General features: G+C 31.1%; 19 protein-coding genes. 8 read left to right on the top strand and 11 right to left on the bottom strand.

The window, feature by feature from the left end:
* Window positions 1–87 precede the first annotated feature (87 nt).
* From MSM_RS00595 to MSM_RS00620, 6 genes are all read right to left on the bottom strand, one after another.
* Window positions 88–1,599 (bottom strand): helicase HerA-like domain-containing protein, encoded by a 1,512-nt coding sequence (locus MSM_RS00595; protein ID WP_011953698.1) that lies wholly within the window; start codon window positions 1,597–1,599, stop codon window positions 88–90.
* A gap of 18 nt (window positions 1,600–1,617) precedes the next feature.
* Complete coding sequence (locus MSM_RS00600; protein ID WP_011953699.1) at window positions 1,618–2,676, bottom strand: DNA double-strand break repair nuclease NurA; 1,059 nt, start codon at window positions 2,674–2,676, stop codon at window positions 1,618–1,620.
* Between the two features lie 61 nt (window positions 2,677–2,737).
* A complete protein-coding gene (locus MSM_RS00605) occupies window positions 2,738–3,490 on the bottom strand; it encodes a phosphoglycerol geranylgeranyltransferase (protein ID WP_011953700.1) in 753 nt (250 codons plus the stop codon).
* 197 nt (window positions 3,491–3,687) lie between these two features.
* Window positions 3,688–3,834: a 50S ribosomal protein L40e gene (locus tag MSM_RS00610; RefSeq protein WP_004034072.1), complete on the bottom strand. Its 147-nt coding sequence runs from the start codon at window positions 3,832–3,834 to the stop codon at window positions 3,688–3,690.
* A gap of 284 nt (window positions 3,835–4,118) precedes the next feature.
* The gene (locus MSM_RS00615) at window positions 4,119–4,634 is read right to left on the bottom strand and encodes a DUF367 family protein (RefSeq protein WP_004034082.1); all 516 of its coding nucleotides are present in this window, start codon (window positions 4,632–4,634) and stop codon (window positions 4,119–4,121) included.
* On the bottom strand, window positions 4,635–5,309 hold the full coding sequence (locus MSM_RS00620; RefSeq protein ID WP_011953701.1) for a hypothetical protein: 675 nt from the start codon (window positions 5,307–5,309) through the stop codon (window positions 4,635–4,637).
* Between the two features lie 131 nt (window positions 5,310–5,440).
* On the opposite strand from MSM_RS00620, the gene MSM_RS00625 reads away from it, so the two are divergent.
* The 5 genes from MSM_RS00625 to tsaA all read left to right on the top strand — a co-directional run bounded on the left by MSM_RS00625 (window position 5,441) and on the right by tsaA (window position 8,323).
* Entirely contained in the window at window positions 5,441–6,157 is a 717-nt protein-coding gene (locus tag MSM_RS00625; RefSeq protein WP_011953702.1) for a hypothetical protein, read from the top strand.
* A gap of 5 nt (window positions 6,158–6,162) precedes the next feature.
* The gene (locus MSM_RS00630; RefSeq protein WP_004034971.1) at window positions 6,163–6,702 is read left to right on the top strand and encodes a nicotinamide-nucleotide adenylyltransferase; all 540 of its coding nucleotides are present in this window, start codon (window positions 6,163–6,165) and stop codon (window positions 6,700–6,702) included.
* Between the two features lie 3 nt (window positions 6,703–6,705).
* Window positions 6,706–7,143: a molybdenum cofactor biosynthesis protein MoaE gene (locus MSM_RS00635; protein ID WP_004034088.1), complete on the top strand. Its 438-nt coding sequence runs from the start codon at window positions 6,706–6,708 to the stop codon at window positions 7,141–7,143.
* Between the two features lie 350 nt (window positions 7,144–7,493).
* Window positions 7,494–7,703, top strand: coding sequence for a TOBE domain-containing protein (locus tag MSM_RS00640; RefSeq protein WP_004034969.1), 210 nt, complete (start codon window positions 7,494–7,496; stop codon window positions 7,701–7,703).
* Between the two features lie 134 nt (window positions 7,704–7,837).
* The gene (gene tsaA / locus MSM_RS00645; protein ID WP_004034090.1) at window positions 7,838–8,323 is read left to right on the top strand and encodes a tRNA (N6-threonylcarbamoyladenosine(37)-N6)-methyltransferase TrmO; all 486 of its coding nucleotides are present in this window, start codon (window positions 7,838–7,840) and stop codon (window positions 8,321–8,323) included.
* Here the strand turns inward: tsaA and MSM_RS00650 are convergent, their stop codons facing one another.
* The 3 genes from MSM_RS00650 to MSM_RS00660 all read right to left on the bottom strand — a co-directional run bounded on the left by MSM_RS00650 (window position 8,324) and on the right by MSM_RS00660 (window position 10,956).
* The gene (locus tag MSM_RS00650) at window positions 8,324–8,743 is read right to left on the bottom strand and encodes an acyl-CoA thioesterase (protein WP_011953703.1); all 420 of its coding nucleotides are present in this window, start codon (window positions 8,741–8,743) and stop codon (window positions 8,324–8,326) included.
* Between the two features lie 34 nt (window positions 8,744–8,777).
* Window positions 8,778–9,809, bottom strand: coding sequence for a M42 family metallopeptidase (locus MSM_RS00655; RefSeq protein ID WP_004034092.1), 1,032 nt, complete (start codon window positions 9,807–9,809; stop codon window positions 8,778–8,780).
* Window positions 9,810–9,876: 67 nt separating this feature from the next.
* Window positions 9,877–10,956, bottom strand: a complete 1,080-nt coding sequence (locus tag MSM_RS00660) for a Coenzyme F420 hydrogenase/dehydrogenase, beta subunit C-terminal domain (RefSeq protein ID WP_011953704.1) — start codon at window positions 10,954–10,956, stop codon at window positions 9,877–9,879.
* 247 nt (window positions 10,957–11,203) lie between these two features.
* Between MSM_RS00660 and MSM_RS00665 the strand changes: the two genes are divergently transcribed.
* Window positions 11,204–11,980: a 4Fe-4S binding protein gene (locus MSM_RS00665; protein ID WP_011953705.1), complete on the top strand. Its 777-nt coding sequence runs from the start codon at window positions 11,204–11,206 to the stop codon at window positions 11,978–11,980.
* Between the two features lie 24 nt (window positions 11,981–12,004).
* Here the strand turns inward: MSM_RS00665 and MSM_RS00670 are convergent, their stop codons facing one another.
* Together MSM_RS00670 and MSM_RS00675 are read right to left on the bottom strand one after the other, a co-directional pair.
* Complete coding sequence (locus MSM_RS00670; protein WP_011953706.1) at window positions 12,005–13,528, bottom strand: hypothetical protein; 1,524 nt, start codon at window positions 13,526–13,528, stop codon at window positions 12,005–12,007.
* A 76-nt stretch (window positions 13,529–13,604) separates the two neighbouring features.
* Entirely contained in the window at window positions 13,605–14,660 is a 1,056-nt protein-coding gene (locus tag MSM_RS00675; protein WP_011953707.1) for a ribonuclease H-like domain-containing protein, read from the bottom strand.
* A gap of 352 nt (window positions 14,661–15,012) precedes the next feature.
* Between MSM_RS00675 and MSM_RS00680 the strand changes: the two genes are divergently transcribed.
* Together MSM_RS00680 and MSM_RS00685 are read left to right on the top strand one after the other, a co-directional pair.
* Window positions 15,013–15,396 (top strand): hypothetical protein, encoded by a 384-nt coding sequence (locus MSM_RS00680; RefSeq protein WP_011953708.1) that lies wholly within the window; start codon window positions 15,013–15,015, stop codon window positions 15,394–15,396.
* A 12-nt stretch (window positions 15,397–15,408) separates the two neighbouring features.
* Complete coding sequence (locus MSM_RS00685; RefSeq protein WP_004034100.1) at window positions 15,409–16,143, top strand: 4-phosphopantoate--beta-alanine ligase; 735 nt, start codon at window positions 15,409–15,411, stop codon at window positions 16,141–16,143.
* Window positions 16,144–16,145 lie beyond the last annotated feature (2 nt).

Raw genomic sequence — 16,145 nt, forward strand, 5'->3', positions numbered from 1 at the left:
AAAATTAAAGCATTTAACAATTAATTATATAGTTAATAATATATTTAATACTATGGTAGCATTAGAAAAGTAATATGGAAAAAGGAATCAATAGTCATAACCTAAATTAAAACTGTCTTCTTCCTGTTTTTTGATTTCTTCAGCTTCATCTTCTTTAAAATTAGCTAATATAGACACAACATCCAAGTCTCCACCATGTCTGCGGCCTTTAAATTCATCAATTTTAACCAGTGTTGGAACATTTGTCATAAGTCCTGTTAAAATAGCTTCACCGACATTTAGAGAAGGTAACTGCTTTACCAAATCTCCAGACAGGCTTTCACTAGCTGACTGTACATGTCTTTGGTCTTCAGGTTCCACCAATCTTAAAATAATCATGTTATTCATCTGGGACAATGCGTCATGGTCCACTGTCTTTGGAGATTGACTTACCAAACATAACCCTAAACCAAATTTACGTCCTTCCCTGGCTACTCTTTGAATCCAGAATTTAGAGTTTGAATCCCTTTTGTTAGGAGCTAAAATATGTGCTTCTTCAAGAATATAAAATACCGGAAAATCAAGTGTTTTATTGCTTGTCTTATGAACTGCGTTTTTCCTATACTGAAGGGAATTTCTCATAATGTGACTTACAAGAACTTCAGCAATTGATTCATCAGCCTGACTTAAATCCAAAACATTAGCTTTGCCTATCTGAATAGTTCCTAAAATATTACCCTTATTTATATTGAAAAGATTATCATATTTTTCCCTTAAATCTTCAACCTTATTCATAACATCCATAATTTTATTTTTCTCGTTGGAGCTGCGTGTTTCATCATTGTACCATCCTTCTAAAATTACAAATATAATTTCTAAAAAGTCTCTGGAGCTAGATCCGCCACTGCTTATAACCTCACGGGCTTCCTTAAATGCTTTTCTGAAGTATCTTTCCTGAATGTGGGCTGAACCTTTAATATTAGCTAAATTTTTAATTTCTGAAAAGGACATATATATTGGATTTATTACAGGTTCAATAACGTTTACTTCACCATTTGTAAATGTGGCATCCACATATTCCCCATGCATATCAAAAACAAAAACAGGAGCATTATATTTTAATAATCCGTCAATTAAAACAGATACTGTATTTGATTTACCTGCTCCAGTCATAGCTAAAATAGCTAAATGCCTGTTCATAATAGAGTTTACATCAACATTAACTTCAACATCACTCTGGTTAACTAATGTTCCTAATTTAAGGGGATTTTTTAAATTAAAGACTTTTTTTAGAATTTCATCATCGGCTTTTGTTATAGGTGTTCCAGGAGGTGCTGGGATTCTTGGCAGCTTTAAATTATCCTCTACATCACCAAGTAAACGAACTTTTCCTTTAACATACAAATCATTTCCGCTGACCTGAGTTATTGTTTCAATGTCATCCACATCATATATTTCACTATTTAATGCTACATTACCTCTAACCAAGTTTTCAATCATTCCCAATACATTTTTTCCATCATATCTAATAGAAACATATTCTCCAACCTGAGGCATTGAATTTGAAATAAAATCTACTTCCAATAATGAAATTTCCCCTATACATCTTCCTATAATCATAAATATCACATCTTTAATTTATAACATTTCCCTGCCGGATTTTTCACGAACTTTAGCTATATTAATAAGCTCTTTTATGTTTTTATCTGAAATAACCACATCATTATGTGCTTTTTTAAGCAGATATGGATATCCATTTGTTGAAAACTTTTTAAGTTTGGTGGCAATTTCCTCAATTTCTGCCATAGAAGCCTCATAAGGCAGTTCCACTTTCAATACATTTTTATAATCAGCTAATCTTAAATAAAAAATTGTAAATTTCAAATCTTTAAAAAATTCATCAAAAACCGGAAAAGTGGTGTTGATGTCTTTTGATACTTTTTTACGAATTACCTTTGAAATACCTTCCTTTTGAGTGTATTTATCAAAAATAGCTATATCCGGCATATTACTATGAAAAATATCATTATTTGAAGAACTTTTAGAAATAGCTATCATTTTTCTGGAATTTTTTAAAATTTCTTTCAAGACCACCAATCTTTCGATAGTTGTTAAATACAAAGTGTAGGGATATTTATGCTCCTGATAAATTTTAAAATATTTATTGAATAACTTTGGAGAATAAACACTTTTATCAGACGGATTTTTAACCATTTCTTCAAAATCATTTAATGTAGCAGATATTAAATCTTTTTTGGCTTTGGCAGATGTTTCAACACCTTTTGGAAACGGATTTTGCAAATCACCATAAATAGATCCGTCAATCAAATAATAATCTACATTATATTCTTCAAGAGAGCTTAAACAGCATTTAAGCTCAAAAATAGACATGTAATTACTTAAAAATTCATCCAAATATGGCAAATACGGAAATCTGTCAATGTCGCTTTGCTCAATTGTTTTAAGCTGTCCGTCAAAAATTAATGATTCTGCAGCTACTGCATAAAAGTTGAATCCTAAAAATTTCTTTTTATTGAAACTGCCATCACCTGCACCTATTGAAAACTCATCATCACTGCTTGTAATGTTTTTTTCGCTCCAGTTATCTGAAACAATGGAATTTCCTTCAAGTTCAGGTATGATTTCCTTAATGGATCCCCTTTTACTGGCTGCTTTAATATACAATGAATTTAACATAATCTCTAATAAAAAATAAGTTAGTTAAATAATAAAAAAATTAGCTAAGAGTATTTGAAAACTATTCTATTGAAGCTTTTCTAATAGCTGCTGTAATTTCTTCAATTTTACCCCTAACATCATTGGTTTCTTCTACAACTGTTCCGGTAACAATTATATCCCCGCCAGCTTTTGCTGCTGTATATGCAGCTTCACCATCACGGATACCTCCACCAACAATAATTACCATATCTTCAGTAGCTTTTTTAGTATATCCTACCATTTCTGGTGGAATCGGTTTATCTGCTCCGGAACCTGCTTCAATGTAGAAAAATCTCATTCCTAAAAGTTCAGCAGACATCGCATAAGCTGCAGGTATTTTTGGTTTGTTTCTAGGTACTAATTTGGCATCTCCCACCCATCCAACAGTTCCTCCAGGCTGAACAACCATATAGCCCATTGGTAAAACTTCAATTCCAGCTTGCCTTACAATTGGTGCAGCTAATGCCTGAGCACCATAAATCCAATAAGGATTGGTAGAATTTAAATAGCTCATAAAGAAAATTGCATCTGCATATTTACTTACACTATTAATATTTCCAGGGAATAAAATAATTGGAACTTCTATATTCTCAGATAATATTTTACAAGTTTCATCAACTTCATCATTATTAACAGTTGACCCTCCAATCATAATTCCGTCAGTTCCACCAAGAATAGCTTCTTCAGCTATTTCTAAAGCTTCCTGTGGTGTTTGTTCATCAGGATCAATTAAAGTAAAATGAATTTTCCTATTTTTTAATATACCTTTAATATGTTCTTCGACCATTTCCATAAAAATCCCTATATAAATATCTTAATACAGTTATTTGTGTAAACAATATTATATTAAATTAATGTTTATAGAACTCTTAAATTTAATGTAAAAACAATGAAAACAGATTAAAAATCAAATTAAAATAATAAAATAGCTTATTAAAAAGTACTGAAATAAATTTTATAAAAAAAGAAATTGAAGTAAAGAGAATAAGATTATCCTCTTGGTTCTTTTGCTTTGAACCTTAAACCTGTGTAACCACATTTTCTACAAGTGGTTGCAGCAGCAGGGTTACGAGCATTACATTTTAAACAGATTTTAACATTAAACATTCTGTTTTCTGCTTCTTCAAATCTTGCCATTGATAACTCCTCCTTATAATCATGAAAAACGTAATTTTAATTAAAGAAAATATGTTATGAAACAAAATAAGAATTTTAATTATCATAACTATTAATAAATTATTTTGTTTTAATAGTATTTAAATGTTTAGTTAAAACCCTTTTTATTTCCGGAATTTATAACTCCCATATAAAATCAAACCTACAACAGCAATAACAAAAATCAAATCATGAATATGGAAATAATCAGTAAGAATAAAGCGATTTTACACCTAAATAAATAATAAAAAGAAAGAATCCAAAAATTATTCTTTAGATTCTAAAAATTCATTTTGAACCCTGACAACATCCTTACTAGTATCAGCTTCACTGTAAGCTTCTAAAAGATCATGATTTAATTCCAAAAATGTATGACCCCATTTAAAACCATCCAAAATATCTTTTGCCTCATCTTTAAAACGGGTGATATATAAAGTAGCTGAAACAGCTTCAACTGTAGATAAAATACATGGCTTTCCGTAATTAACAGGATTGGTGGCTATTAAAAAGGGAAGGGATCTGTGATATTTGGATAAAGAGAAGAATTTTTTAGAACTTGACACTTCGTTCCAGGAACAGTCAAGCCCTACAACTCCCCTTCTGTGAACATATCTGTAATCCTCATATGAAACAGCTTTTTGGGCAAACGGGTTTAACACAACAGCTCCACTAGGTATTTTATTAATATTATATACCAATTTACATTTACCTAATTTTTCCATTTTGATAGAAGTGCACTTCTTTCTATCACATTCATTTGCATGAAAAACTGTAACTTTCATTTAAACACTGCCTTCCAATACAGAAGTATTTCCTGCTTCATATTGACGTATCAAATCAATTTGATGGTTAAATTCATCCTGAGACAAACCGAACTGTTCAGCTACAGATGGAACATCCTTACTTTCTTTTAAACTAATAGTTTTGAGCAACGGTTCTACATAATTAATATATGAATCACCATAAGTGTTTTTAGTAAAGTTAACATCTGAATTATTTCCAAAGATTATATTGATTACATAACCCTGGTTTTCTTTTTGAACTTCACAGATGATAATTCCCATTGTACTTTTAGAGTTAGTAGAATTATTATTATCTCCATTATTGGGAACAGCTTCACCAAAGTAAATATTCCATTCCTGACCGTTGAAAGTTCTTTTTTCAGGACCTTCAATACCCTGGAATTCATAAATTTCCATTAATGCAGATGCATTGTCCATTGTAGTAATATTATATTCTATATCATGAGCCTTATCTTTATAAGAATGAACATACTCCAGAGAATCATTTTCCAAAGAAACATTACCTACAAAACTACCTGCCATAAAAGGAGTAGAAAATGAGGTTGATTCTTTGGATGAATCATCAAAGCTACCAGAAATAAAAATAAAACCTGCAACAACTACAACAGCTAAAATAACAACTGCAGCTATTATTATCATATTCTTTTTTTCCATTATGAAAACTCCATTAATCAAGTTTACTATACTTTAATTATTAATCAACCTGTTTTATATAATTTTACAAAAACTTTTATTATACTAAAAATAAAATAAATAACTGAACAAATAATTTTAAGTTGTTAATTATGAATAAAAAAGCAAAGTACGAATTAATTCTAATCATTCTAATAGGTGTTGTGCTGATAAACACTGCAATTGTTATCAGTCACCCTGAAAAGAAGAGTGATAGTGAAAACTGCTATAATATGACAACTGTTGGAAGTAATGAAAACGGGACTGTTTATAAAATTATAGCCGGGAACAATTCTTCCAATGATACTGTCGGGGTAATCCTTGGAGTTCATCCTAGAGAACATGAAATCCACGAAGAAGTAAATAAAACGATTGCCAATATTACAGGAGAAAACGGAACCAATAACTTAACTAAAAAATTCGTAATTTACTATGTTGTTACAAATGATAATTTAACTTCACGTGACGACACAAGACCTGCAGGTGAAAATCTGGCACATGACTTTATTGTCCCTAATATAAAAGCAGACAATCCATTTGTTGTAATTGATGTTCATGAAATTGATCCGAAGTATGAATATTCCAATTTTATTTACTCAATATCAAACAATAGTGCAAAAACAAATGGATATGCCCAAATAATAGCGGATAATTTAAGTATTGAGAATTTTAACTTTACAGAAGGTACAAGCCCCCATAAAGTTACAGAGCCAATAGCTGCTCAGGGAATAAACACCTTATTAATGGAAACATGTATTACAAATTCCATACAAGAAAAGCATGATACTGCAGAAAAATTAATTTACACACTAGACAATTTGAAAAAGTGATTAATATGGAAAAAGTTCGTGGAATATTAATTGGTAGAATGCAGCCAGTCCATAATGGCCATATTGAAGTCATTAAAAAAACGCTAGAAGAAGTGGATGAAATTGTAATAGGAATCGGCAGTGCTCAAAAAAGTCATGAGTTAAAAGATCCATTTACTGCAGGAGAACGTGTAGTGATGTTAACCCAGGCCCTAATTGAAAATAACATAGACCCTGGTAGCTATTACATCATACCTATGGAAGATATTAATTTCAATGCAATATGGGTTGCTCATGTTAAAATGATGACACCTCCGTTTTCTGTTGTTTATTCCGGAAATTCATTAGTAAAACAGTTGTTTTATGAAGAAGGATTTGAAGTCAGAAATCCGCCCCTTTATGACAGAATGAACCTGTCAGGAACAGAAATTAGAAGAAGAATGCTTGAAGATGAAAACTGGCAGGAACTTGTTCCGCAAGCTACAATAGATGTTATAGAAGAAATAAATGGTGTTGAAAGATTAAAAAATTTAGCTATAAAAGAAATAAGTGAAATTGGAGATTAAAAAATGGTTGTTAGAGTTATTGAAGCAAAAGAAGACAAAGTAACAATGGCTGATTTAATAGCAGACTTGAAAAAGTCCAACAAGGTGGATTATTCCGGAGCTATCTTTACTTTTGAAGGTATTGTCCGTGGAAAGGAAGAAAATATGAACCTTGAAAAGCTCATATTAACTACTCCAGATAAAGAAAAAACCTTAAAAGACATTGAAAATATTATTGAAGATGCAAAAATCAAATTTAATGTTTTTGAAATATCTGTAATACATTATATCGGAGAATTTTACACTGGAGACAGTCTGTTTTTAGTTGCAGTATTAGGTGGACACAGGGGAGAGTCACTTGATGCACTAAGAGAAGTAATTGAAAAAGTAAAATATGATGTTGAGTTTAAAAAAGAAGAAATTTCAGATAATGGAACTAAAACCATATTGGCAGGAGGTTGATTTTCATACCTCTAATTTTTTTTATTAAACTAATAATCCTGTTTTTAGTTATTTACTTAATAGTAAAGAACTTTAAGTTTATTTTTGTTGTTCTGGCACTGATTTTCCTATTTTTCGCACTTCAAACAGTCTTTGGATATGATGCAACAGCTATTTTAACTCAAGTATTTTCATACAATTAAATTCATTTTTTTAAAGTTTTTAAATTTTTATTTATATCAATACTTCAAATAGCGATATGTAAAAAAATATGTAATCGATGCAAAAACCTTTAATATTCCCTAAAACGAAAGATTTATATGCAATTCGATACTGATATATTATTAAAAATATTCTAAGGAGATTTTAAAATGGAAATTAGTGCTAGAAATAAAATGAATGGAAAAATAACTGACATTAAAACTGGTGGAGTTATGGCTAGTGTTAAAATCCAAGTTGAAGAACCTGGTGAAATTACAGCTTTAATTACCAAAGAATCCGTTGAAAAGCTCGGTTTAAAAGAAGGAGATGATGCAACAGCTATCATCAAATCAACTGAAATTATTGTAGGTAAAGAATAATTACCTACTAACTTATTTTTTTTAATCAAAATCCACCACCTACCACCAACGTTATAGAAGAACCTACTATTCCCAATATATTTTATATCAAATATTCGATTGTTTTAAATAAATTAAAATTTAAATTAAAAAATATGAAAATCGAACTAGAATCTATCGGAACTATACATACCGAGTTTAAAGATATTGAAGGTATGCCAATACAACCAACAGGTGCAAAAGGCGTTGAAGGAAAAATAGTACTTGATGAAAAATATGCTGCAGGTTTAAAGGATTTAGAAGATTTCTCCCACATTCATTTGCTTTACTTACTTCATAAAGTTGAAGGATACCTGTTAGAAGTAAAACCTTTTATGGACAACAACACACACGGAGTTTTCGCAACAAGATCTCCAAAAAGACCAAACCGCATAGGTTCTTCTGTAGTAAAATTAGATAAAATCGAGGAAAATACCATATACATCTCAAATATTGATGTTCTAGACGGCACACCATTACTGGACATTAAGCCTTATGTTCCCCAATTATATGAAGATACAATTGACGAGTTAAAAATAGGTTGGTTTGAGAGTAACCATAAAAAGGCTAAATCTCAAAAATCTGATGACAGATTTAAATAATTATTCTTTTCCAAATTCATCTGCAGGAATTAAGTGTTCTTCAAGCTGTAATCTGATATCATCAGGTATTGAAACTGATTTCTGTTCCATGAAATCAAAATGAACAAGAACACATGTTCCTTTAACTTTTAACTGACCGTCCTGCCATGCTTCCTGACCTAACGTAAAGGAACTATTTCCTATTTTTAAAATATGAGTTCTTATTTCAACATCCTGACCTAAAAAAATTTGTTTTAAGTAATCATAATCATTATGAACTAAAATTAATTTCCAGTGTTCATAATCAACTTTTAAATCAGGGGTAAAAATTCTGAACAATTCATTTCTTCCTGTTTCAAACCAATCCCCTAATGTATTATTGTTAATATGCCTTAAACCATCAAGATCTCCAAATTTTGGTGTGACAATAGTTCTAAACATTTTTTCATAATCTCCAAAAAAAATTAAAAAAAAGCTATAATGAATTTATAGCTTCTGTAATTAATTGAATAGTTGATTCAACATCTTTCATACTGCAAACACTTACAGTAGTGTGTATATATCTGGTTGGAACTGATAAAACTCCAGTTGGAATTCCTTCCCTTGTTAAGTGAATAGCTGTACCGTCAGTTGTTCCGCCGTCACTTACTTCAAGCTGGTAATCAATTTCATTTTCATCACCTGCTTTAATAAGCAAGTCTTTAATTGACTGCTGAGTAAGAATTCCGCGTCCACTTGCATCAGCTAAAATTATAGCCGGACCTTTACCCATTACTACTGGTGCCTCTTCAGGTTTAATTCCCGGATGGTCACCAGATAAGGTAACATCTAATGCAATAGCCATGTCTGGATTTAATTTAAATGCAGAAGTTTTTGCTCCTTTAAGACCTACTTCTTCCTGTACAGTACCTACACCGTAAACAGTAGCTCTTGTATTTACTCTTTTTAAAACTTCCATCATTACATAACAGCCAACACGATTATCTAATGCTTTACCCATAATCAAATCGTTTGGATATTCTTCAAACCAAGCTCTGAAACTTATTTTGTCTCCAATACGAATCATTTTTTCTGCATCTTCCTGGTCTTTTGCACCGATATCAATAAACATGTCATCTGCTTTTACAACTTTGTTTCTTTCTTCAGGTTTTGTAACATGAGGTGGTTTTGAGCCAATAACCCCCGGAACATCTTCTCCAATGCTGCTGTGAATAATTACAGACTGATTCATTAACATTTGGTCATTAATTCCACCAATTGTTGAGAATTTGACATATCCTTTTTCATCAATATATCTGACCATCAATCCGATTTCATCCATATGGGAAGCTAACATTACAGTAGGTGCTTTTTTCTCACCTTTTTTAGTAGCTATTACATTACCCATACTGTCTTCTTCAATAGAATCAGCGACATCTTTTAATTCTCTTTTAATAATGTTTGCTATTTTTTCTTCAGATCCAGAAACACCTGGAGTTAAAGATAGCTCTTTCATTAATTCCATCATATCACCATTAAATAAATGTATTTTTTATATTATAAATAGTTTAAAAAATAAGTAAAAACAAGAAGATTTACTTCTTATTTGTTAATGCTTTAAATCCAATTGTTGTAGTACTGTATTTAGTTCCAGCAGCTTTAATAACATCCTGGATTTTAGATGTAAGATAAGATTCAGGTCTCCAAGGCGCATCCTTATCTTCACCGACAACAGAAACTTCATCAACAATATTGTTTTCAAGCAGATATACTAAAATAGCTGATACTACACCACCATCTTGTCCCATAATGGAATCTGCTTTTACAGAGTAAATTTCAAGGTATTCGCCTAATGGCTGTTCATCAATTCCTTCAGGATATATTGCATCACTGATAAATGTTCTAGGACATGCAAAGTAACATGCATGACAGTCTTCTTCACATTCTTTTACTGATACAGGTTTTCTGTTGTTTATCTGAACAGCATCAATCGGACAGACATATTCGCAGGCACCGCATAAAACACATGACCCTACACTGATTACATCATTTTGCAGGTTGTCAAACTGACATTTGCCGCATTCATCATAGAATTCTTCTTCGGATATTTGTCTTTTTGATAAAACAGGTCTTCCAATAGCTTCCCTTTTCTTATAGATTCTTGTATTTTTGCTGATTTTTTGATTAGCTATTTTTTCCAGCAAATCCTGACCTTTTCTGGAAATCGCTTCAGCTTCAATATATCCTTCAGCTATACATGCATCAATTATCTGCTTACCTTTTTGGCTTCTTACAATAACTGTTGAGTGATATTTCGGAGAACCGACAGATCCAACAGAAATGTCTGAAACATCAGAAGTATAATCAGTACAAATATGGCAATTTTTACGAGTAAAAGGTTCGGTTTCAGCTATCGGTATTTTAAATACATTACCATCTATCAGATATGCAACAAATTGTCCTTTTTCTATTCTAAATTCCTTAACTTCAAACAATTCAATATCGCGACTTTTCAAATATCTTTTAAGATATTGGTATGAGAAGTTTTCCATACAAAACAAACCTATTTTAACATCAATAGGAGAACCGCCGGTTTTTTCTTCGTATCTGTTAATTTTTGTAGCTGCTAATATTTGGCAAGGTGTTCCCACCATAGCTGTTTTCTTGTTACTCATATTTTTCACCTCTTATGCTAACATAATCATATTAATATAATATATGTGATGTAATATCATTTAAAGTTTTTTATCAAACTAAACAAATCCCTTTAAAAACAAAATAAAACAAAAATTTGTTTAGATAATCTAATTTATTCCAAATAAAACTATACAAAAATACAATTGCAATAAAAAATATTAAAAAATATTTAAACAACACATTTAAATATACATAATAATTAACTAATAAAACAAAGGTGAGAGTATGAAAACATTTACAAAAATTGCTAAAATCTATTTTAGCCCATCAAGTACAACAAGGAAAATAGTAGATGAAATAGCCAATAAATTTGAAGGCACACAGGAAGAATACGACTTATTAAATGTAGCTGGTGGAAATTCTCCAAAAGAGTTTGATGATGACACATTAGTAATTGTAGGAATGCCTATTTTTGCAGGAAGACTTCCGAAAACAGCCAGTACAAAATTAATGAACTTTAAAGGAGAAAATATCCCTGCAATAGCTGTCGTAAACTACGGAAACATAAATATCGGAGATGCACTCATTGAGTTAAACGACATATTAAAAGAAAACGGATTTACCATCGTAGGAACCGGTGCAACAGTCAGCCAGCACTCAATAGTAACAGATGTTGCAGCAGACAGACCGGATGAAAAAGATTTGGAAAAGCTTAATGAATTTGTAGAAAAATGCAGGGAAAAATTAGATTCTGAAGAATTTGAAGACATTGAAGTTCCGGGCAATAAACCGTACTGCGAATATAAAAAAGTTCAATTAACTCCAATCTGTGACGAATCATTATGTACATACTGCTATGAGTGTGTTTCATCTTGCCCTGAAGAAGCTATTCCTGATATGGACCCTGGACAGACAGATGCTGATCTTTGCAGTGCATGTACTGCCTGCATATATACATGCCCTGAAGATGCAAGATACTTTACCGGAGACTTATTTGAAAGAATGAAAGAAAGATTCCTAACTAACTTCAACCAAAGAAAAGAAAGTGAATTTTATTTATAGAAAATAGCCATGCTATTTTCTTTTTTAAATTCTGTTTTTTGCAACGCTTCTTACATATTCGTTTTCATCACTTGCAGCAACTTCTTTTAAAACTTTCTTATTTGAAATATTTTTAACAGCCGCTTCACGAATTCTCCAGGAAGGTTCATTTTTAATCAATTCAATTAAAGGCTTTTGTGTTTTTACTTTAGAAACAGCTCTTACAGACAGCTCTTCTGAAATATTGGCTTCATAAACTTTAAGTAAAATATCCTCATCATCTATTTTATTCAAAGCTTTTAGAGAAAATTCAGCATCTTCATTTTCTTTAATTATTTCAATTAATACTTTGATATCATCAATATGAGATAAAGTCTCTTTTCTAACTTCTTCCAGTTTGGCATTGTGTAAAATCTGAATAAATGAAGATTCATTCTCAATATGTTCAATAGCTTCATCAGCAGTCTCTTTAAAAGGAGTGTTTATAGCTATTTCAACAAAGCACTCTTCATCAGCCAAACTGGGATTGTTGATTGCATGTTCTCTTACAAACTGGTCTTCATCTTCAAGAGCTACAGCAACCAGTGTTTCCTGAGAAGTAAGTTTTTTAACGGCACTCTGGCGGGCTAAGCGGTCTGCTTCAGTTTTAGCTATTTTAGTTAAAATCTCTTCATTATCAAGTTTTTTAATAGCTTCTGTTCTAACAACAGTATCATTATCCTCCAAAGCTATTTTTTCAAGCAAATCCTCATTATCCAACCTTTTTACCAAGTCCAGACGAATATCTGCAGTTTGAGAAGTAAGTGCAATTTCCTCCAGCAATTCAGGATTTACAATTTTACTTAAAAGAACATTTCTCACTTTTGTATTTTCCTCATTTTTAGCTATTTCAACCAGTTTGGATTCATCATTGATTTTATTTACAGCAGCTATTCGCACACCGTCATCCCTATCTTCAACAGCTACCTTCTGAAGTACATCCTCATTATAAAAGTTGCCTTTATTGACTGCCATTTTTCTAATTTCATTATCCTTAGCCTCAAATGCAATGCTTTCCAGTATTTCCTGAGTGTCAATTTTTTCCAATGCCAATTTTCTGAATTTCCTGTCAACGGCACTGACAGCTATATCCTTTAAGGTTTCTTCATCCTCTATTTTTTCAAAGATTTCAGTTACATGCTGGTTTTTCTTTTGATTAATAACAATTTCAGCTATTGACTTATTGTTTTCACCTAATCTTTCATAAGCGAAGCTTCTGACATCATAAAACTCGGCATTTTCAGCTGCATCCCATAAAAGGTCTTCATCCTGAATTTTATTTGCAGCTATTAATCTTATAGCTCTGTCAGTTACATGTTTAGCTATATCCAATGCTACATACTGATTTGTAATTGAATCTGTAGCCTGTGCTCTTTCATGTCTGTTTTTACTGTTAACAGCTATTTCTCTTAAAACTAACTGGGATTCTTCAATGTCCGGCTGTTTATCAATTGCTTTTCTTTTTCTTTCAACCCTTTTTACCTTTTTATTGGCGTTTTTGTTCTTTTTAAATCTATCAAAAAATCCCATTGTAATTCCTCATTTGATAATTATTATATTTTATAATAAAAATAGTTTATTTTACAAACATATCCTGTAAAAATCATCAGCTTTCATTTACTATATCATACATTTTCATCAAAAAGCTGGCCAGGGAAACAATATCCTGTCTGTTGTGTTCTATAATTGGAACTATCGGCCCTATATTCCTTTCAGTCAAGTATGTTTGATAATATCCCGGAATGTACTGGCCTGGAACGTCATCTTTTCTTTCAATTCCAAAGATTTCTTTTTCAATTGTTTGAAGTTGACAGTTAGGCAGAGTATTTTTCCACAGATTTCTTGCAAAATACAATAAATCAAGATGAGGCAAATCCAGCTGAGGATTCATTCTGTAATAGCTGCACCTATTTTTAATAAAGGGAACATCAAACATTGATCCGTTGAAGGTTACATGAATAGAATCATCATCCAAATGAGACAGATAAGCTTCCAAAACTGCAGGTTCCTCATAAATGTCTCTTAAGAAATATTGTGAAGAGGTTATTTTGTTGTTTTTGATTTCAGCTACACCAATCAGAATAACCGGAACATTTGATAAACCCAATGTTTCGATATCCATAAATTTAAAGTTTTCCGCATCAGGAATACTTGCATACTTTATTAGATTGTCCCTGCACTTTTTGCCGTACTTGTTTTTGTTCAGCAGTCTTAAAACATCCCTAAATGACATCTCATCAATACTGGCCATGAATCTGTCAGCATATGATCCGTATCTGTCATGAGCAGTAAGTGATTCAATGGTGTCGTATCCTGCATTTTTAAGGTTCTGTTCTGTTTTAATGCCTATTTTCGGAAGCAGTTTAAGGTTGTGGTTCATTTGTTGTTTAAAATTATTTTCAGCTAATTTGAAGTTTATTTTTTCACTTTCAGTTATACATAATGTTTCACCTGCATCAGTATCAATTATTTTACTTCCGCTAATATCTGACAGCTTTTTATTTTCATATTTAACCAGAAGATTTTCTTCCAATGCCTTAAAATAAGATGGTGAATTTTTCCTAGCTTTTTCTTTAGCTTTTTCAGAAGGATTATCTGAAGATATTGAATCTGACAATATCGCTTCCAACAAATACCTTTCGTGTTCTTCTCTTTGTGTCATTTACATTAATTTAGTCATTTATTGTATATATTATTAATTAAAGTATAATTGAATTTTAATAAAATATAAATAAGTTTATATAGTAGATTGATACAATATTAAATTGACTACTAATAAACTCAGCAATTATTAGTAGTCAGAGATAGATAAAAAAACAGCCAATTTTAAAATTCATTTCTCTAAAAAACTTGTAAAAACAAACACATTATAAGGCAAGGATAAAACTCTCAAATGCTTGCCTTATAATCCCAAAATACTATTTTTAAAAAAAAAAAATTCTTTAGAAAACTATAATAATATTTTAAAACTAATATTAAAATTAGTCAATATATAAAATATTAAGGTTGCAATAATGAAGCTAAAATTAGGTATAATCTATGGAATTTTAATATGGTTTTTTGTATATCTAATTACAGTAATATTTAGCCCATTGATAACCGACAACATTCCATACATCAATATTGTTGCTCCAATAGCTATTATCACAGTAACTGGTTTTTTTGGAATCCTCTACATCAGAGACATCAATGAAAATGAAGTTATTGAAGGATTTAAAATTGGAACAATATTTATTTTGATGGATGTTATTTGTGATTTTGTATTTTTTGTAATTCGCAAGAAAACAAATATCCTGATTGATGATTATCCAATTCATGTAATTTCTATGATTATATTAACTCTTATTACAACTACCTTACTTGGCTATCTAGCACAAATGGAAATAGATTTAAAATAAAGAGGTTTGAATATGATACCTAAATCACATCCACGTTATGAATCATTAGTTTTAAGAGACAAAATAGTTAAAGCCCAAAAAGAAGGATATTTAGCAGAATCTGCAATGATTGCACACGGCAGAGGAGAAGCATTTGACTACCTTCTTGGTGAAAAAACAACATTTCCTGCTAAAAGAGCAATGTATGCAGCAGTAGCTACCATATTATTATCCGAAAATCCGGTTATATCAGTAAATGGAAATACAACAGCTTTAGCTATTGATGAAGTAATTCAATTTGCAAAAACCGTAAATGCCAAAATAGAAATCAATTTATTTTACAGAACTGATGAAAGAGTAGAAAAAATAACCGAACTCTACAAGAAACATGGATACAGCCAGATACTTGGAACAAAAGACGATGACATCAAATACCTGAAAAGCATTAAAAATGAAAGAGCATCAGCCAGCAAAACAGGTATCTATTCAGCAGACACCGTTCTTGTACCTTTAGAAGATGGAGACAGAGCAGAAATTCTAAGTAAAACAGGCAAAAAAACAATCACAATTGATTTAAATCCTTTATCCAGAACTTCACAAACTTCAGACATTTCAATTGTAGATAATGTTGTACGTGCATTTCCATTTATGACAGAAATTGCTAAAGACCTGAAAACTCAGGACAAACAACTTTTAATAAATATGATAAACGACTTTGACAACAGAAAAAACCTTAAAGAAGCACTGAAACTATTTAAAAATAAATAAAA

The organism is Methanobrevibacter smithii ATCC 35061, from assembly GCF_000016525.1.
Taxonomy (GTDB): domain Archaea; phylum Methanobacteriota; class Methanobacteria; order Methanobacteriales; family Methanobacteriaceae; genus Methanocatella; species Methanocatella smithii.